This is a genomic window from Arthrobacter sp. alpha11c, from assembly GCF_054149985.1.
In genome coordinates this window covers 3,649,372-3,668,732 of the sequence record NZ_CP196747.1, presented here as the reverse complement: position 1 = coordinate 3,668,732, position 19,361 = coordinate 3,649,372, and the positions used below count along the sequence as shown (strand labels likewise).

General features: G+C 60.0%; 11 protein-coding genes. 5 read left to right on the top strand and 6 right to left on the bottom strand.

Translation table 11 applies throughout. From position 1 onward, the window contains the following. Positions 1-2: 2 nt before the first annotated feature. The 5 genes from ACTAQJ_RS16905 to ACTAQJ_RS16885 form a co-directional block, all read right to left on the bottom strand. A complete protein-coding gene (locus ACTAQJ_RS16905) occupies positions 3-1,451 on the bottom strand; it encodes a phytoene desaturase family protein (protein WP_498697815.1) in 1,449 nt (482 codons plus the stop codon). Beyond that, positions 1,444-2,955 carry a glycosyltransferase family 87 protein gene (locus ACTAQJ_RS16900; RefSeq protein WP_498697813.1) on the bottom strand — a complete coding sequence of 504 codons (1,512 nt, stop codon included), beginning with the start codon at positions 2,953-2,955 and terminating at the stop codon, positions 1,444-1,446. The genes ACTAQJ_RS16905 and ACTAQJ_RS16900 overlap by 8 nt, the downstream gene beginning before the upstream one ends. 155 nt (positions 2,956-3,110) lie before the next feature. After that, complete coding sequence (locus ACTAQJ_RS16895; protein WP_431117340.1) at positions 3,111-3,251, bottom strand: hypothetical protein; 141 nt, start codon at positions 3,249-3,251, stop codon at positions 3,111-3,113. A gap of 611 nt (positions 3,252-3,862) precedes the next feature. Beyond that, positions 3,863-4,444 (bottom strand): histidine phosphatase family protein, encoded by a 582-nt coding sequence (locus tag ACTAQJ_RS16890; RefSeq protein WP_442005263.1) that lies wholly within the window; start codon positions 4,442-4,444, stop codon positions 3,863-3,865. Continuing rightward, positions 4,441-5,922, bottom strand: a complete 1,482-nt coding sequence (locus ACTAQJ_RS16885; RefSeq protein ID WP_498697811.1) for a CCA tRNA nucleotidyltransferase — start codon at positions 5,920-5,922, stop codon at positions 4,441-4,443. The genes ACTAQJ_RS16890 and ACTAQJ_RS16885 overlap by 4 nt, the downstream gene beginning before the upstream one ends. Before the next feature lie 196 nt (positions 5,923-6,118). Between ACTAQJ_RS16885 and ACTAQJ_RS16880 the strand changes: the two genes are divergently transcribed. From ACTAQJ_RS16880 to trxA, 5 genes are all read left to right on the top strand, one after another. Beyond that, the gene (locus ACTAQJ_RS16880; RefSeq protein ID WP_216924651.1) at positions 6,119-6,622 is read left to right on the top strand and encodes an NUDIX hydrolase; all 504 of its coding nucleotides are present in this window, start codon (positions 6,119-6,121) and stop codon (positions 6,620-6,622) included. A gap of 26 nt (positions 6,623-6,648) precedes the next feature. Then, positions 6,649-8,712 (top strand): murein biosynthesis integral membrane protein MurJ, encoded by a 2,064-nt coding sequence (murJ, locus tag ACTAQJ_RS16875; protein WP_431117343.1) that lies wholly within the window; start codon positions 6,649-6,651, stop codon positions 8,710-8,712. Positions 8,713-8,852: 140 nt separating this feature from the next. Beyond that, positions 8,853-10,544 (top strand): ABC transporter substrate-binding protein, encoded by a 1,692-nt coding sequence (locus ACTAQJ_RS16870; RefSeq protein WP_498697810.1) that lies wholly within the window; start codon positions 8,853-8,855, stop codon positions 10,542-10,544. 290 nt (positions 10,545-10,834) lie between these two features. Next, a complete protein-coding gene (gene trxB / locus ACTAQJ_RS16865; RefSeq protein WP_498697808.1) occupies positions 10,835-11,791 on the top strand; it encodes a thioredoxin-disulfide reductase in 957 nt (318 codons plus the stop codon). Positions 11,792-11,828: 37 nt separating this feature from the next. Continuing rightward, the gene (gene trxA, locus ACTAQJ_RS16860) at positions 11,829-12,155 is read left to right on the top strand and encodes a thioredoxin (RefSeq protein WP_216924410.1); all 327 of its coding nucleotides are present in this window, start codon (positions 11,829-11,831) and stop codon (positions 12,153-12,155) included. A gap of 5,945 nt (positions 12,156-18,100) precedes the next feature. On the opposite strand, the gene ACTAQJ_RS16855 is transcribed toward trxA, so the two are convergent. Then, entirely contained in the window at positions 18,101-19,336 is a 1,236-nt protein-coding gene (locus ACTAQJ_RS16855; RefSeq protein ID WP_498697807.1) for a ParB/RepB/Spo0J family partition protein, read from the bottom strand. Positions 19,337-19,361 lie beyond the last annotated feature (25 nt).

Here is a 19,361-nt window from a genome sequence, read left to right as displayed (position 1 = left end):
TCCTAACCGACAGTCAGGCCGAGCCCGGGTACCGGCAGCTGGAATATGTCCTTGAGGGCATGTTTCGCCGCATGGTACCCGGGCATCCCTGTAACACCAGGTCCGGGTGGGGTGGATGAGGAACACAAATAGACGCCCGGCATCGGTGTACGCCACGGCACGTTGGACACTACTGGCCTCTGCACCAGCCCCCGCAGATCCAACAGACCTGCACTGAAGTCGCCGCCAACGTAGTTTTCGTTGTAAACGGCCAGTTCGGCCGCCGTCGTGGTCTTCGAGGCAACCACCACGTCCCGGAAGCCGGGCGCGTATCGCTCAATCCGTGCAGTGACAGCCTCAGCCATGTCCACATCAGAGCCAGCCGGCACATGGCAATACGTCCACAGGATGTGTCGCCCCGCCGGGGCCCGCGACGAGTCCACCAGGGACGGTTGGGAAACCAGCACGTAGGGCTCCGTTGGGTGTTTGCCCATGTCCACGAGGTTCTCGGATTCGGCCATGGCCATTCGCGAACCGCCCACATGAACCGTCCCCGCCCGCTTCAAGCCAGGGGCCAGCCAGGGAACGGGTTCGGACAGGATGTAGTCCACTTTGCAGGCCGCATTCCCGAAGCGGAATGCATCCAATGCCCGACGATAGTTGTCGGGTATCTCAGCGCCGCCCAGACGTGCCAGCGTCGGAGGTGCAACATCCAGGAGGATGGCCTTTGCCGGCCTGACCTGATCGAAAGAATCCACGCGCACACCGGTGTGGATGGTCCCACCATGGGCAATGAGGTCCTCGGCCATTGCCCCTGCGATAGCTGCCGATCCGCCCACCGGTACCACCCATCCGCCGGCGTGGGCCAGGACGGCGAGCAAAAGGCCGGCACCCGTGGAACTAAGCGAGGGCTGGGAGCCCAACGCGTGGGACATCACACCGGTCAACAAGGCCGGAGCAGCCTCTTCACGGAAGCGCCGTCCCCAGAACGGTGTTCCTTGGTCGAGGGTCGCAAGACCAAACAACACAGCAGCAAGGGGATCCTTGGGCAGGCGGAGCAACTGGTTCGACGTAAAGTCCACCACCCCATTGACGCGCGCAAGAAGGGGCGCAATCAGGTGACGGTAGGCTGGGCCGTCCACCCCAAGTTCCATGGATGTCCGCTCCAAGGACTGGTAAGCGAGGGCTGCTCCGCCCACGTCCAGAGGGGTCCCGTGCTGGACTTCGGGCAGGCGCAGCTCAATGCGCCGCGAAAGGTCGAACTCCTTGAAGAAAGGAGACGCAACTGCCATTGGATGCACCGCGGAGCATACATCGTACAGATATCCCGGCTCGATCAGCTCGCTTGTCCGGGTTCCGCCTCCGATGGCATCGGCGGCCTCGTACAGATGTACCTCCAGCCCTGCGCGGGCCATGGTCACTGCCGCGGCCAGGCCGTTGGGACCAGAACCAACGACGGCGACATCAGCCATCGCTACCCACCTCCACCTGTCGGGGTGCTTCAGGTTCGGCAGGCTCAACCGTTGAACGCCAGGGGAGAACTGACGTAGACGGATGGAGAAGGTTTATTCTGAGCCAATCCTTGGTGCCCTCGAAGGGCCCGCCATGGGGATCGTCTTCGCCCAATGCGCGTAGGGGATCCTGCGAAGGGTCCCAGATATCCATCACTACCCTTGCCATCAGGTACGCCGTTGCAACCATGTGCAGGGCCACAGCCAGGACGTAGTAGGACATGTCTATGTTGTGCTGCACGGAGCCACCGCTCGTGGCCATGCCCAAGTACATCCAAGTGGCAGCCCAGTGCAGGCCTTCAGCGGCCTGCCAAACCAGGAAGTCCCGCCAGCGCGGTCTCGCAAGGGCAAGGAGGGGAATGAGCCAGATAACGAATTGGGGCGAGTACACCTTGTTAGTGAGGATGAACGCGGCCACAATCAGGAAGGCCAACTGGGCCAGGCGCGGGCGCTTAGGCGCCGTCAAAGCCAGGGCACCGATCAACGCGCAAGCAATGACAAAGAGGTTCAACGCAAGCGAGTTGATAGTGGCGGCGTTAAGTTGGGTCCATTGAAGCCGGTCGGCCACGAGGTTGAACGCGAACCAGGGCGAGCTGTATCCGGCGGGCCGTTCCTGGGTGAATTCAAAGAAGTAGCGCCAGCCCGAGGGGTTCATTGCGGCGATGGGCAAGTTAACGGCCAGCCATGCAACAGCAGCGGCGGCGGCAGTCGTCAAGAAGGCCCGCAGACGGCCACTGCGCAGCGCCAACACCAAAATGGCACCCAGAATGAGGACGGGGTACAGCTTGGTGGCCGTTCCCAGCCCGATGCAGATTCCCGCCAGGATCAACTTGTCGCGGGAGAAGAAGTACATGGCCAACGCGAGCAGGGCCACCGCCCACATGTCCCAGTTGATGAACCCCGCAAGGACGATTCCCGGGGCCAGGGCCACCATGGCGGCATCCCAGGGGCGACGCTTGTTCATTCGGGCGGTCAGGAGGACGGTAATTATCCATACGGCAACGATCAGCGTTGCGTTGACGTCGAAGTAGCCCAGAATGCGTTCGGCGCCCACCCCTTTTCCTGGCACGAGTAGCGCCGTCAAGCCTGCGATGATCCCCATGAGGACCGGGTACTCAAACAAGCTGCCTTGCGTGAAGAAGGGGAACACTCCATCGCCCAGGCCGCGGTTGCGGAAGAGCTCGGGGAAGTCGGAGTAGCACGTGGCGTAAAACTGTGTCGGCGTTTCCCAGCCATTGACGCGGCAATAGTCCTTCGCCAGCACGGCCAGCAGAGCAGCTATCACGGTGAGGATAACGAGGACGCGTTCAACCGTGAACGGTGCGGGGGAGATCTGTCCTGGGGCCGAGTGCCGGCCCACGGGCCCACCTACAACCTCCGTGAAGTTACGAAGCAGGGAGTCGCTGCGGCTTGGAACCACAAAGCGGGCACGTTTTCGCTGCCGGTGCGGCTTCGTCTCCTGCATAAATCGAGCTTACAGTCAGGCAGCTTGGGTAACGCCACCGGAGCAGCTCTGATCGCCCAGTTAAAAGGGGGAAGCCCACGCGTAGCCGCGTGGGCTTCCTGTGGTTCAGCATGCATCTGCGGCACCGGAAACTCCTTCGGAAGGGTTGAAGGGCATCAACGGATGAGTCCCATCTGGTGCAGGACGACGAAGACGTCTTCACGACCTTGCTTGAGCAACTGGTCGTTGAACAGCGTGCGTTCCTTGGGAGCATCGCTGCTCCTGTAGAAGCGCAGGTCCTTGGGGCGCTTTGGCATGTGGTTCACCTCCTTTCATTGCAGGAAATTGCCGGAATTGGGCACAACAAATAAAGCCAATTGAATTCAGGAGAAATCAAGGCATAAAAGAGCGCACAATAGTCCAGCGCTAATAAGGGGAGTAGGCAGACCTGTACGGGAGCGGCGAATGATCATGCACAATTGCGTGTGCTTCCTGCAGCCGTCCCCAACAAGAATCTGGTTCCGAACTTTGGGGAAACTGCGCACCCGCGGCTTGTTGCGTGGGTCTGCGCCTACAACTGACTGCTCAGAATGCCACCCTTGACGAGTGGCCATGAAGACCGCCGGCGTTGGAGCCGGTCCGGTGGTTCAGGGAGTGGTCAGCGCTTCGAAAAATCCTTCGAAAAAGGGCGTCGATCAGCGCAAGAGGCCGGGGTAGCAGTGACGGTCACATTCCATCCGCTAGTCAAAGTAATCATTTTTCCCAACCTCCTTTTCCGCTATGGCATTACGTCCTGACTGATTAACCGGGGTAATGCGCGCCTTGTTCCCGGCGGGTCGCTCTGGGAACAAGATATAAGCTACCCCATGAATAGGAGTCTTGGCCAGCGCAATTCGCTATTTAGCAAAAGTTTTTCTAAATTGGCGTTTCAGAGGCCCCAACGGACAATCGCCGGCGTCCGCTTATCCCATCCAAGCGTGCAAACTTTGGCGGTTCCAAGAATGAAGTGGCGACCTTCCCTGGCGTCCATTTCCAGCCAACGCGCTGTGAGAATACGGGAGAAATGCCCGTGTGCAACAACCAGCACATTGTCCATGCCTGACTCCAGGACACGTCCAATGATCTTGTCAGCGCGGGCGGCCACTTCGTCCAGCGTTTCGCCGTTGGGCACGCCGTCGGTCCAGATGAGGTAATCCGGGTTGTCCTTGCGGATGAGGTCGGAGCTAACGCCCTCGTAGTCTCCGTAGTTCCATTCCACCGCCAGCGGCTCGTGGACGGCATCCGGGAAGCCGGCAAGTTCAGCAGTGCGGCGGGCGCGACGCAGTGGGGAGGTCAGAACGAGGTCGAAGTCGATGCCCTCAAGGACTTTGCGCGCTTCGACAGCCTGCTGCTCACCCTCGACGGTCAAGGGAAGGTCGGTCAGGCCCGTGTACTGGCCGCTCTTGGACCATTCCGTCTCGCCGTGGCGAAGGATCCAAAGTTGCGGACGCGGGGAGATCGCGGCGTTCATGAGGACTCCTTGGTTTCTGCGGCGGTTTCGGTTGAAGGTTCGACGACGGCGGACTCGGGTTGCGCTTCCCACCACGCCAAGAGCTTCTTCTCAGCTTCCTCCGGGGACAGCGGACCGTGTTCCATCCGTTCTTCCAGGAGGAACTTGTAGGCCCTGCCGACGACAGGACCTGGCTTTAGCCCCAGAAGCGCCATGATCTGCGCTCCATCGAGGTCCGGCCGGACAGCCGCCAACGATTCCTGTTCCAAGAGCGCAGAGATTCGATGCTCAAGGTCATCGTAGGCGAAGGACAAGCGGTCGGCCTTGCGCTGGTTACGCGTGGTGACGTCGGATCGGGTGAGCCGATGCAGGCGTTCCAACAGTGGACCGGCATCGGTCACGTAGCGGCGGACGGCAGAATCCGTCCAGCCAGCGTCTCCATAGCCGTAGAACCGCATGTGCAATTCGACCAGGCGGGACACGGCTTTGATCGACTCGTTGTCGAACCGCAACGCCTTCATCCGCTTGGCGGTCAGCTTGGCACCCACAACGTCGTGATGCCTGAAGCTCACCGCGCCGCCCGGTTCGAACCGGCGCGTAGCCGGCTTGCCGACGTCGTGCATTAGCGCGGCGAACCGAAGCACAAAGTCCGGACCTGGTACGGGACCGTCGGCGTCGGTTTCCAGTGAAGCAGCTTGTTCGAGGACCTGCAGGGAGTGCTGATACACGTCTTTGTGGCGGTGGTGTTCATCGGCTTCCAGGCGGAGCGCGGATACCTCGGGGAGGACAAACTCAGCCAGCCCGGTGTCCACCAGGAGATCGATGCCCACGCGCGGGTGCGCGCCGTTAATCAGCTTGACCAGTTCATCGCGGACCCGCTCGGCGGAGATGATCTTGATGCGGTCGGCCATCTGTGACATTGCGAGCCGGACGTCGTCGTGAACCGACACGCCAAGCTGGGACGCGAAACGAGCCGCCCGCATCATGCGCAGGGGGTCATCAGAGAAGGACGCCTCAGGCGCGCCGGGAGTGGCGAGTTCGGAGGCGTGGAGGTCCCGGACGCCACCGAAAGGGTCCACCAGCTCCAGGCTCGGCAGGCGCAGGGCCATGGCGTTGATGGTGAAGTCGCGGCGCAGCAAGTCCTCCGTCAAGGAGTTGCCAAAGGCGACTACGGGCTTACGCGAGTCAGGATCGTACGCCTCGGCGCGGTACGTGGTGACTTCGATCTGGAAGCCGTTCTTCTTCATCCCGATCGTGCCGAAAGCCCGTCCGATTTCCCAAAAGTTGTCCGCCCACTTCTTGATGACGGAGATCGTCTGATCGGGCGTCGCATCTGTGGTGAAGTCCAGGTCCGGGGAGGTCCTCCCCAGGAAAAGGTCGCGCACAGGTCCACCAACCAAGGACAGCTCGAAGCCGGCATCGACAAAGCGCTGCCCGAGATCGAGCACCACCGGATCGATGGTGAAGTTAACTGAAGAGCTGTCCAATACGTGCGCCATAGTTCCTTAAGCTTGGCAGATTTTTCCGCAGCATTGGGCCAGAGTTGCATCCGAAAACCAACGGACCCGTAACCCGTGTCTCCTGCAGTCCATCTTGCGGCCATGTCCCGGTCATCACTCGAGGGCAAGAGTCGTTAGAGTGGACTTCATGGCCAATCCGATCCCGAGCGCTCCTGGCAGGAGGACGAACGCACCGTTGCCGTCGGCAATCGGCGCCCACGTCGCGCCTGCCCCGCAGCACCCGGTCCAGGCCTCGCTTCCCACTGTGGAGGAAGTGTCGGCAGGCGGTGTCGTAGTAGACACGTCCGACGGCGAACTCCGGGTCGCGATTATCGCCCGCCTTAATAGGGGTGGCCGGCTTGAATGGTGCCTGCCCAAGGGCCATCCGGAAGGCCGGGAGAACAACGAGGAAGCTGCCGTCCGCGAGATCGCCGAGGAAACCGGCATCGAGGGCAACATCCTGGCGCCCCTGGGCAGCATCGACTACTGGTTCACTGTGAGCGGCCACCGGGTCCACAAAACCGTCCACCATTTCCTGCTCCGGGCCACTGGCGGCGAGCTCACCATCGAGAATGATCCGGACCAGGAGGCAGTGGATGCCGCATGGGTGCCGATCCAGGAGTTGGCACGCAAATTGTCCTTCCCAAATGAACGCCGCATCGCCGATTTGGCACGGGAAGTGCTTCCCGAACACCTCTGACCCGGCTACATGGGACGATAAGGGCGATGTCTGAAGCCAAAACTACCCAGTCCGTTCAATCCGGAGAAGCACGTTCCAGCGCCATCATGGCCGCCGGAACGTTGGTTTCCCGGTTCCTTGGCTTCGCCAAAACGTGGATGCTCGGCGCTGCACTCGGCCTGGGTTCAACGGTCAATGACACGTTCATTAATGCGAACAACCTTCCCAACCTGATCTTCCTGTTGGTGGCTGGCGGCGTGTTCAACGCTGTCCTGGTCCCGCAGATCATTAAGGCCAGCAAGGGTGCGGACAGCGGCGCTGATTACATCAGCCGACTCCTGACTCTGGCTGTGCTGGTGCTGCTGGGGCTGACAGCCCTTGTGACCCTGGCCGCGCCCATCGTTATCGACCTAACGACCCAGGGCTACTCGGAACAGCAGAAGGCCCTGGCGGTCACTTTCGCCTTCTGGTGCCTTCCACAGATCTTCTTCTACGGCCTTTACGCACTTCTTACACAGGTCCTGAATGCGCATGGTGCGTTCGGCCCCGCCATGTGGGCCCCCATCCTGAACAACGTGGTGGCCATCGCGGGCCTGGGCATGTTCATCTGGATCCTGGGCGCCAACTACACCAATCCGCACACACTCGATAATTGGGGACCAACCCAGACATTCCTGATTGCCGGATTCTCCACGTTCGGAGTGATCGCCCAAACCGCCATCCTGCTGATTCCCGTCATGAGGCTGAAACTGGGCCTGCGGCCCCGTTTCGGGTGGCGCGGCGTTGGACTGGGCCAGGCAGCCAAGTTGAGCGTGTGGACGTTGCTGACTGCCGCCGTCGGGCAGTTGGCCTTCCTGTACGTCATGAAAATTGCCACGATTCCCGGTGCCGAACGGCTCCGGCTGGACAATTCAGGCCAGACCACAGCGGCCTCCACTCTCCCGGGTAACGCGGTCCTTGAAGTTGCGAGCCAGCTCTACCTGCTGCCGCACTCGATCATTGCCCTGTCGTTGGCCACTGTCCTCTTTAACCGCATGACGCGGGCGTCCCAGGATGGCAACAAGGCCGAACTGCGTGACGCGCTCTCGCATGGACTGCGAACCATGGCTGTCGCAACAGTTTTTGGCGCATTGGCGCTGTTCGCGCTGGCTGGCCCGCTGGGCATGTTCTTCTCCGGCGGGAAGCCCCAGGACGGCGTCATGCTGGCCCAGACGCTCACCATCCTGGCGTTGAGCACGCCGTTCATGAGCGCAAACTTCATGATGTCGCGCGTGTTTTACGCCAACGAGGACGCCCGCACGCCGCTCTATGTGCAGCTGTTGCTCGCCGTCGTTTATGTGGTGGGCGCGTTTATCATTCAGTTCCTGCCCGTGGGCCAGATCATCTACGCGATCGCTGTCCTCTACACCTTGGGGAACATCCTTTCCGTGGTGATCAGCGTCTGGTTCCTGCGCCGCATGATGGGCCATCTCGATGGTCCGCGAATCGCCAATTCCTACATCCGCATGGGCTACGCGGGCCTCGGCTCTGCGATTGCGGGGGCTCTGGCGCTGTGGCTCCTGGGCAGCTACCGTGCCGACGGTTTCGCGTGGAGCAGCCGGCCGGCTGCCTTGGTGACCGTGGTCGTCGTCGGGCCCGTCATGCTGGTGGCTTATCTGCTCCTGCTTCGGCTCTTCCACGTCACCGAGCTGCGCGATCTCATGCGCCCGCTGATGGGCCGCTTTGGCCGCGGCGCACCTGCCGTGGCAGGGGCAGCTGCTGAACCCACGACGGCGGCACGCGCCACAGTCTCGGACGATACCGGTTTGATTCCTCGCATCTCGGGCGAGTTCGATGCTGCCTCCTTCAGAGCCGGCCCGGCGCTTGAGCACGAACCCGCCGTTGAGACTCCAGCCAGGACTGCAGACGTTTCCGGCACCTCCGACTCTGAACAACCCCGCACGAATTATCTGCCGGATGAGGACGTACCGAGCACGGCCAAGGGAGGAAGGTTCCACCCTCAGGTTCCGTTGCCAGGCAGGCGAACCTACCAAGGCGACCCCGGCCACAATCCCTACTTTCCCGCCAATCGGGACGCTGGACAGCACACCCGGCAGAAGCGGAAGAAGTGAACCGGTGGCGCCAACATGGGCGGCGGGCGCCAATCGGCTAGGCTAGAAATGAATACAGGTAGTTGCAAAAGTGGTACAACCGGCTCGCCGGGCGGACCGCGTGCAGGACCCGCAGCTCCCGGACAGCCTAGGAGGAACACGTGTCCCACCCGATCGATGTCGGATCAGTGCTTGGCGGCCGCTATAAGGTCACGGCCACCGTATTGACCTCGCATGACCAAGATCTGGTGCTCGACGGCGTGGACCAGGTCCTCAACCGCCCCGTCAGCATCCTCGTTGCCGGTCCCGGAAATGCCGAGCAGGTAGCACAGAGTGCCCGCGAAGTCGCCACGGGGGAGCGCCCTGGCCATGTCCAGATCCTGGACCTCGGAGTCAGCGACAACACCACGTACCTGATCACCAACCACAGCACTGCGCCGGACCTTCTTGATCTCGTGGTCGCAACCCACCCGCCGTACGTCGAACCGTTCTTCACGGAAACCCTCGGCAGCGAGATCTTCGGCCAGCCCCGCACGTACGAGCCCGAGACCTATGACGGCCTCTACGAAGACGATGAGCACGAAGCCGAGTACATCCAGTACGACGAAAATGGCTACCCGGTCCAATCGGAATCGGATGCTTCCCACGAAGCGCCAGCCACGCAGGCCAGCAACCTTCCTCCTATGCCTTCATCCAGCCCGTCATCGGCAAGGGGTGGTCTCGCGGGAAAGCTCGCTGCTGCTGCGGCGGGCGCCGGGGCAGCCGGAGTTGCTGCCGCTGCCGCGCTGAAGAACGCCGGGTCCAAGAACCACGACGCCGGGGCTGCCGCGAATGGGGCTTCCGGTGCCGGTGCTAGTACGGGTACCCAGCCGCGGACGCAGGCTGTACAGTCGCCGTCGTCCGGAGCTTCGCCTGCTACTACGCCCGTTGCTCCTGTTCAGCCGCCTACCCAAGCCGTCAATTCGCAGCCAGTGGCTTCACAACCCGTGAACCCGCAGCCGGCACCGACTGGCGAGCCTGCCGGCGAACCAAAGGTTTCCCTCTGGTCTGAAGAGGACTACGGCCTCGCTGCCGGCGGCGCGTCGCAAGCCACCGGAGGTAGCTCGGACCCTGGTTACGATCGTGCTCCTACCAGCTTCCCGGCGTCGGCCGCTGCTACTGAAGATTACGAGGATGAAGAGGTCTACGAGGACGAAACCCCGGAACGCGAGCCGCGCTCCATGCGTTGGCTCGTAGGCGGTCTCCTTGCTGCCGTGTTGATCGTGGGCCTTGTCCTGGCGGTCACCAACCTGGGAAGCCTCCTGCCGAGCGGCGCTCCGGCGGCCTCAAACAAAACAACGGCGTCATCGCCATCAGCGGGCACCGAATCCGAACAACCGACGCCCAGCGAGACCGCTGCACCCGCAACGCCTCCGGCCATCGATGGCATTACGCGCCTCGGCGATTTCCCGTTCGCTGCATCGTTCGACAAAGACCTTCCCAAAGCATTTGATGGGAACCCGGCCAGTTACTGGTCCGACATGGAGTTCGCTTCCGCCAACTGGGGTGGACTCTCGGGTGAGATGCCCTTGGTCGTGAAGCTCAAGCAGCCCACAGAGGTCAAGTCAGTGGTGCTGAACCAATTGGGCGGATCAGGTGGAAGCATCAGCGTCTACACCAACGATCGCCCCGCAATGGACGGCGCCAAGCTCGTGGGCACCAACAGCTTCACGTCCCCGGAACTGACGATGCCGCTGGCTGCGCCCACCCAGACCCAGTACGTCATAGTGGTCATCAAGACACTGCCTAAACTTGCTGCCCCCAAGACACAGTTCGGATTTGGTCTGCGTTTGGCCGAGGTCACGGTCCAGTAGCTCCGCTTTCGGTGAACTTTCCCAACTAGTTCGCAGCACATGTCGTTTTGAGCCCTCACAACGACGTGTGCTGCTACTTACTTTTCGCATGTGCGCGAGGCTGTGTGACTGATGTGGCCACCAGTCATCCGGCGTCCCCGCTTCGATTCGCCACGCCTTCAGACGGTACCCTGAATGATGGTGGGTTTTAGGCCCTCCAAATCCAACGGAATATTTGGACCGTTGCAGGGGTTGAGTCAGGTGGCTGCCCCGAAAGCCGCAGCATCAACTAAGGAAGAGGTTCACGCCACGTGAGCATTGCAGAAAACAGCGCATCGCAGGTGCGTGACGTCATCATCGTAGGTTCAGGCCCCGCCGGTTACACAGCCGCCGTTTACACCGCCCGCGCCAACATGAAGCCTCTGCTCATTGCCGGCTCCGTCACCGCTGGTGGCGAATTGATGAACACCACGGACGTGGAAAACTACCCGGGCTTCCCCGATGGCATCATGGGTCCAGATCTCATGGAAAACTTCGAGAAGCAGGCGGCCCGCTTCGGCACCGAGATTCTCTTCGAGGATGTCACCGAATTGAATCTCGACGGCGACATCAAGTCGGTCACCATCGGCACGGGGGAGACCTTCCAGGCGAAGGCGATCATCCTGTCCACCGGTTCGGCCTACCGCGAGCTTGGGCTTGAGAACGAAAAGCGCTTGTCGGGCCACGGCGTTAGCTGGTGTGCAACCTGCGACGGTTTCTTCTTCAAGGATCAGGACATCGCCGTCATTGGTGGTGGCGACTCCGCCATGGAAGAAGCCCTCTTCCTTACCAAGTTCGCCAAGTCCGTAACAGTGATCCACCGTCGCGACACCCTCAAGGCGTCCAAGATCATGGGCGATCGTGCCCAGGCGCACGAGAAGATCAACTTCGTTTGGAACACTGCTGTGGAAGATGTACTCGGCGGAGACAAGGTCACGGGCCTCAAGCTCAAGAACCTGGTGGACGGTACCGAATCTGAACTCGACGTCACCGGCGTCTTCGTGGCCATCGGCAACGATCCCCGCACGGAACTCGTGAAGGGGAAAGTTGATCTGACCCCCGAAGGAACCATTGCCGTAGAAGGCCGGACTTCCCGTACCAACATCAAGGGTGTGTTCGCCGCAGGCGACGTCATCGATCCCACCTACCGCCAGGCCATCACGGCCTCGGGCTCCGGTTGTGTGGCTGCCCTCGATGTCGAGCACTACCTCGCAGACCTGCATTCCTGAGCTTCACCAGACCAGCAACCATACGAAGGGAAAAGTTATGAGCAACGCTAAAGACGTAACTGACGCAAGCTTCAGCACGGACGTCCTGGCTTCCGAGAAGCCGGTCATCGTGGACTTCTGGGCAGAGTGGTGCGGCCCCTGCCGCAAGCTCGGCCCGATCCTCGACGAGATCTCCGTTGAATACGGCGAGAAGGTTGACGTCGTGAAACTCAACGTCGACGACAACCCTGCCATCGCCGCCGAATACGGCATCACGTCCATCCCGGCTGTGTACCTGTTCAGCGGGGGAGAAGTGAAGAGCACCGTCATCGGCGCCAAGCCAAAGCAGTTCTTCGAAAAGGAATTCGCGGACGTCTTGTCCTAGGTTCCCTTAGTTAGTCAGTAAAAGCCGGCGGCTGTCCCTCCTGAAGGAGTGGGAGTCGCCGGTTTTTTGCTTTTAACCAATTTGCACCCAGTACGGTTTGTTTTTCGCGGTCTGATTGCGCCACACGCCTTGCATGTCCTCCGAACTCCTCGATGCGTGTTCCCCTTACTGGGGTAGGCAAATACGCACCCTCTCTCACATCCCCACCCCCCCACCGGCCGTCACTCTCTCACATCCCCAGCCCAACCCGCCACACCCTCTCTCACATCCCCACCCCCTACGGCGGACCCTCTCTCACATCCCCACCCCCTACGGCGGACCCTCTCTCACATCCCCACAGGTCTCGGCCGACTGACCCATGGAGAGTATCCGTGTCGAATGATGAGCCCAGGTTGCTCGTTCCCCTCGGAGACATGTTGAACCGGAAAAAGCTAACTCCGACGCCGGGCCGCAAATTTCAGCTCACTCTTAGGCCGACGGGGAAGCTCCCGTTGATGCAAGCCATCAGTCGTGCGTGACCGAGTTAATCTGGTGTCACAGTGTCTGTGGACTTCGGATATTTTCGTCGAGGCCGGAGATCCTTTTTGAGGACAACATGCCAAAGAAGTTCATACAAAGCCTTCCCAATCACCAGCATCGTTTGCATCTGTCACTTCGTAGCGGTCCGAAGCCCGATAGCACTGAGCCTCGGCCTTGAGCTCAATGCCCTCCGAGGAACTGGCGGTCATGTCACTCAACACCCAAGGGTCTCAAGCGCTTTAGTGGGGGGCGTGTTCAATTCCTTCCGTTGCTGCTCGTTGCACGTTCGCCCCGCTTGCGGAAAGAATCGACATTTAGGACGGCGAGTTCATGCTGCTCACCTCCTTAGGAGCATCCCGGTCGCGACCTGTCGACATTTTCGTCGCTGCCCTGTTCCCTTCAAGGACGCAGAGGAGATGTTTCACGTGAAACGGCTCCACTTCGCTCTCAGTTGCGGTTCCCATGCCGTCGTCGCTCACGACCGAAGCTGCGGTTTCTCACTGTGGATTCATCATCGGACTAGGCAGCCTCGCTATGTTTCACGTGAAACGCACTCATGTAGCGAGATGGAAATTGATCATTCTACGGATCTAAACTCGGCGTAAGCCGCCTAATAGGGAGACAGTCGCACTAAGAACATAACCAGTGATTCTTCACAGCATGACAAATGGCCCACTCGGAATGGCCGGCGGCAGGAGGGCGATCTACGTTGCCTTGGTGATCGCACCCACAGTTTACTGGCTTCAGACAAGTGCTCTTCTACCTGATGCGGTACCTGCGTATGAAAGTTGGCTACGCGAGTGGAGCGTCATCCAGGACCCTCAGGACAGTGCCCTCTGGATATAATGCCGGCCTCCGGCAAGTATCATCGGTGCTGTTCTTCGTGTGAATGCGCATGCCTGGAGGAATAGCTGACTGCGCTCCTCCCGTTTAGGAGTAGCCCGCAGCGTATGGACATAGCCTGAGAGCGGCAGCTCACTTCGATACCGTGCGTTCTACCGACGAATACCCCGCTCCTTCACGCCAAGCTTCATGTGAACCACTCCGAAGGGCAATGGAACCCGAGGCTCGATACGTCCTAGCGGAGGGCTTTGGGGGCCATCCTCTGCCTTCCGCTCCCTGAGGGCTGGACCCTGACGTGCGTGAAAATTTGAGGCTCCAGTCAGGCACCACTCCAACTCTCGTGTGAATACTCTCGTCGAAGTTCGATTCGTGAGCGCTCGATCCCAGACCGCCGATGGTGGCTGACAGACTCCGCCCACGGTTCGGCGCTTACTGCCACTCAGCCAGCAGTGAAAACTCCGCCTTCTGTCCATGTGCCTGGGCAGGAATAGGCCCAAGCCCGATCGGAACAACGATCTGTCCTGCCTCGGAGATCTGTTTCACGTGAAACATTGCGATCGATGACTGCCGCTCCCGTATTTGCATCTACGACCACGGCATCCTTGCCTATGTCGTCAAGCTGCATGGTCCGGCCTGTCGGAGCTCTGGCCTAGCCCCACATGAACACGAAATCCCAAGCGAAGGAGTCGCGGCTAACTACAACAGAGCCATACTCGGGGGATAGCGAGGGCTCCTCGAGGGACGAGCACCATCCAGGAATGGTGACCCGCTCTTTCACTTGTCTCCTCCGAGAAAGATCCGCCGCCTTCTCTGACTCGGCGTTAGACGGATGGCCTACAGACTGTGGCTCCTATCGCGAAGGCCGGGAAGGCCGCCCTTCTGTAAGTCGTTCCGGCCGAATGCTTCCACTCAACTTCGACGAAACTCAGGAATGGAGGGGAGACGATCTCCTCAAATGAAGTCTTACTGCTGGAGGCTGGCCTCCTCCATTGTCTGAGCCAGGGAACCAGTAGCCCCCGGAGTGCTCGGGTGCACTGGGAATTCACGCAGGGGAACCAAGCCTTCCATTTCATGTCATGGCACCGACAAGCGTGTGGAGAGCGCCCTGTTTCACGTGAAACACGAGAGGAGCCGAGGACCATAGTCAGGAACCTGACAGTCTTACTGCATGTTGCCAGGGAGCATGCCCAGCTGCCGACGACCCAGAGACCGGCATGGGCAGAGCGCAGCCAGCTCCGACAGCAGCCCCAGTCCCGAGGACTGCGGCAACCAGCCCACCCTCGTAAATCCCCACCTGTGCCCCTGCCATGCCCGGACGAATACCGCGAACTCGTCGAGTCGCCGCAAATGCGCTTCCTCTCTGAACTACTAGGGAGCCGCGATACGGCAACTTACAGGGGCACACATAGTGTTCCGCAGAGCAGTGGCGGCCGATCAGGCGCACTATGAATTTCGGCGCACTCTGCCTAAGTCTCCAATGATGTTCTGTCCTGTACACAGACATCGGATCAAAGCTGTCCCTGCTCACAGTCGGCGCTTGGATCTGACCCTTCTGCAGCATCACTCCTCATGGATCGTGAGTCTCCAGTGATGCTGACGCGCCGGAGTACAGAGCGACGAGGAGGCCTTCAGCATCGACCCGGCTGGATCGCATGCGCGGCAGCCGCTTCGTAGACGCATCCTGGATGCCAACTAATCAAGCGGAGCTCCCCAAGTACCCTGTTGCGTGAAGGCAACAGCGAGACAGAGGCCGGGAAAGCGGGCAAGGTTATTCACAAAGTTATCCACAAGCTTATCCACCGACCATCAGGCCATCCACATATTATTTGCACAGCTCTTCGGACGGCTGATAGCGGTCGCCCAACTTCGACTTCTTCGTGCGACAACGAAGGCGGGCACGTAGTAGGTTTCGCTCTTCGCCCCTAAGTGCGCGAAATTCCTGCAAATCAAAGGGTTTTGGGATCATGTGACATGAAATACACCCGTTCCAGCGGCGGATCGTTTCACGTGGAACATGTGGCAGGAAGTCAGGCTGGAGCCGCCCCATCGTAGCTCTTGCTCCCAAGGAAGCTGCACGCTACTGGAAGCGGACCCGCCCGAGACATCAACATATTTATCCCCAAAGTTATCCACAGGCTTATCCACTGCACAAATTGTCGAATTCACATGCTCGCTCTACGCCTGCTTCCGCCCCGCAAACGTGCTGCAGACGCTGGATCATGTTTCACGTGAAACAAGCAGTATCCCCATTGACCGCCTGGCGACGGCCGCGCATTGTTCGTTGAAGATCTCGTTGAAGGGGCCGTGGGGCTGGACCGGCACAGCTCGAACTACAGCGGCGACGGGAAGCGGCGCATGCCCAATTTAGGGGAACGTACAACATCAGATCTATCAGGAAGACATCTCAATCCATGGGCCAACGCTAGGCTTGGCTATGGCGCATGGCTCACGCAAGACGGCCTTGCGTCCATGGCACGCGGAGGAAGGGCCACGTGGGCTGCAGGAGGACTCCCAGCGCTACTCAGTGGCTCCACCGCCTGGCCTTGCTGTGTGTCAACCCGCGGAAGCGGTGTCTAGTTGGACCAGCCAGAAAGCTCCGTATAGGAATTGGTGCTGTGGACGAAGGGGTAAGGTGGCCGACGCGCACAGCTTCTCCCATCGGTAGCGCCGGGCATCGCGCTCCACAATCACGGCAGGAAGAGCGTCGACGAGAGGGAGCAGTCAGCGGAGATTTCTTCCTAACAATGCGCCGAACCGCTTGGCGGCCTCAATGGTCCTTCCAGCCTCATTGAACATTGGCACCTTCTTCTCTTTAGGTCGGGGACTCGCGGTCCATGAGAATAGGCAGCCCGGTCCATGAGAATAGGCCGTTCGCCGGCCCGGGACAGCGCGCGCAGCAGCACGTCTAGCTGATACAGCGCCGCAGCAGGCGAGGGAGCAAGACATGTTTGCACCGCGCCCCAGTGTCAGGAGAAAATCCTAATGACGGAAACTCTGAAGTCCCCATCTTCAGACCCGCCGGTGCGTTCGAGAAAGGAATCAATTTCGACGCTTCCACCGGTCGGACGCCATCAGACAGCAGGTCAGGCTCGGTAGCTCCTCGCACCGCCAGTAGGCCCCTGTCTGTCCAGACCCATTACTCAATGACCTGTTACACGAGCACACAGGCGCCGTTAGGTCGTGAGGTCGCGGGTCGTTGAAATGGATGACTAGTCTATGAAGCAACGATCTAACTCAACCGAGAGATATGTCTCAGAAAACTGGCGCCAGAACCAGAGATATACCTGTCCTAGTATCTAGTACTCTCCAGTTATGGCGAGTGCTGGAATTGGCGCCCGTCGTTCACACCTCCACGATGCGGGCTTCGAACGAACCGGGGGCACGAACAACACTGTTGTAATTTGATCACTTGTTCCATCCCCGCCACCTGGTCGGTGACCACCCTCTGCCCCCTTCAGTCGGGGGAGGGGTCTGTGCGTTTCACGTGAAACAGTTCAGGGATTCCAAAACTCCGGCGATCACACTGCTAAATGGAGCGGGTGGTTCCCTGCATTGCATCTTTCAGTTAGCGCCCTGAGCCTACCGCCGCCGAGGGGAGGATGTTCCATCCAACTGAGACTCTAGGAAAGAGGGACGGTTTCACGTGAAACAAAGCCAAGTGGAGCAAGACACTTCGACGCGAACGAACAGAACAAACTTGAACCGCCGCCGCAGCAAGCTGCGGAACGAACCTTAGAGCCGGGCCGCTCCGGGGCTTGTAAACACAACCAAAACATGAGCCCGAAGGCTACAGCCCCAGGGGAGGTCTGCCCTCCCAACGGCGGAAGGGCGAACTGTAGACGTGCATCGCAACTGCGCAGGGAAAACAGCAATCAAGGCACCATCACATTGAGGAATCTCAGCGTCACCAGGACACTACGGATGGTTCGCTTCCGTTGGCTCGCATGCACCTAACTGATTGAAACACCGTCTTCCCTGATTACAGGACAAGAAATTTGCGCCTACAAGTCCAGAACCATGGGCAGAACGGGGGGTAGGATGAGGGCTACTTGAATGCTTCCTCACGTACCCGTTTCACGTGAAACATCGCTCGTCAAAGAGGTTGCCGATCGCCTCAGGAAACGGAGTGGTCCTCTCCAAGAACGCTGCAGGCGCCCCGATCGGCACTACGCGTGCATCAGGGTGCGCCCCAGGTAGAACGCGCCTCCAAGACTTTGGCGCCCGAAGACCGATTTCGTATCTTCAGGGACTAATGCGCGAACGGAGTACATCAAGCGAAGTCTGTCGTTTGAGATATGCATAGGAGGGAACGCCGGAATCGCCGGCCGCATCTACCCTAGGCAAACGAATGGGATATCTACTCCCCGTACGGCATACCTTGACTGAAGCCGAAACAATGCTCCTCGGCGGTCCGAGAGTACCTCCACTGATGTTTCACGTGAAACCATCCACACGAACGGGCGGTCTGATCGAAACTCCCACCCGACTAAACGATCTGTGCTGGGAACAAAAGAGACGCTTCGGGATACAAAAAAATGGGGCCTGCCACAAGGCAAACCCCATTTCAGTTGGTCAGGAAAAAACTAGTCTTCAGAGCCTGGTCCCAAAACATCCATGATTCGGTTGAGATCCTCTACGCTGGCAAATTCGATGCTGACGCGGCCCTTGCGAGCACCCAGTGTAATCTTCACGTTCGTATCCAAGCGGTCGGATAGCGAGGAGGCCAGGTAGTCCAGTCGCTCGTGCCGGGCGTTGGGCCTAGGAATAGCGCTCTTGGCCGGCGTAGCTGGGTCCTGGTACAGGGCTACGGCCTCTTCAGTGGCCCGGACAGACATACCTTCAGCGACGATCTTCTGCGCAAGCCGCTCCATGGCGGCCGCATCCGGCAACGCCAAGAGAGCCCGGGCATGGCCTGCTGACAAGACGCTGGCTGCCACACGACGCTGCACCAACGGCGGAAGCTTCAAAAGACGCAGTGTATTTGATACCTGAGGACGGGACCGACCAATGCGATCGGCCAGCTGCTCATGCGTAGTTCCGAAGTCTTCCAGGAGCTGCTGGTAGGCGGCTGCCTCTTCCAACGGGTTCAACTGGCTGCGGTGCAGGTTCTCCAGCAACGCGTCTCTAAGTAGGTCATCGTCAGTGGTGTCACGGACGATGGCCGGGATTGTTTCCAGTCCAGCGGCTTGGACTGCACGCCAGCGGCGTTCACCCATAACCAACTCGTACGGTTCTCCACCCTTTTCGGTTGAAGTACGTACAACAATTGGCTGGAGGACTCCGATTTCCTTGACGGAGTGCACTAGCTCGGCCATGTCGTCTTCATCGAAGACGGATCGAGGCTGTTTGCGGTTGGGATGAATGTCCGTCACCGGTATTTCAGCGAATCTCGCTCCCGGAACTTCAACCAACTCCACCTCGGGTGGAGTAGGTGCAGCAGAAGCGGAAGACTCCGAAGAACTCGTCTCTGCACCTGCGGTTTTCACCGAGGTAGATGAAGAGCGCTTAGTGGCTGGCTTGGATGCCGCGGGTTTCGTCTCGCCCGACTTACTTGCGGCAGGTGCCGTGGAAGCGGACTGGGATGCTGCCTTCGCAGCGCCGCCACGCGAACCGCCAGCTGCACTCGATGTCCCGGAGTCGGCCGTAGGTGCAGGAGCCGTCGCGTCGGGCGCTTCCATCGGCTCTGCTGTCTTCCGGGCTTCCGGAAAGAACAGATCCACTGGGCGGGAGGGCGCAGCGCCGTTTCCCTGGGCAGCCGCGGGCGAGCTAGGAATGAGAGCCCCAAGACCCCTGCCGAGGCCCCTTCGCTTTTCGCTCATTGATTCATCCCTCCGATGGAATAGC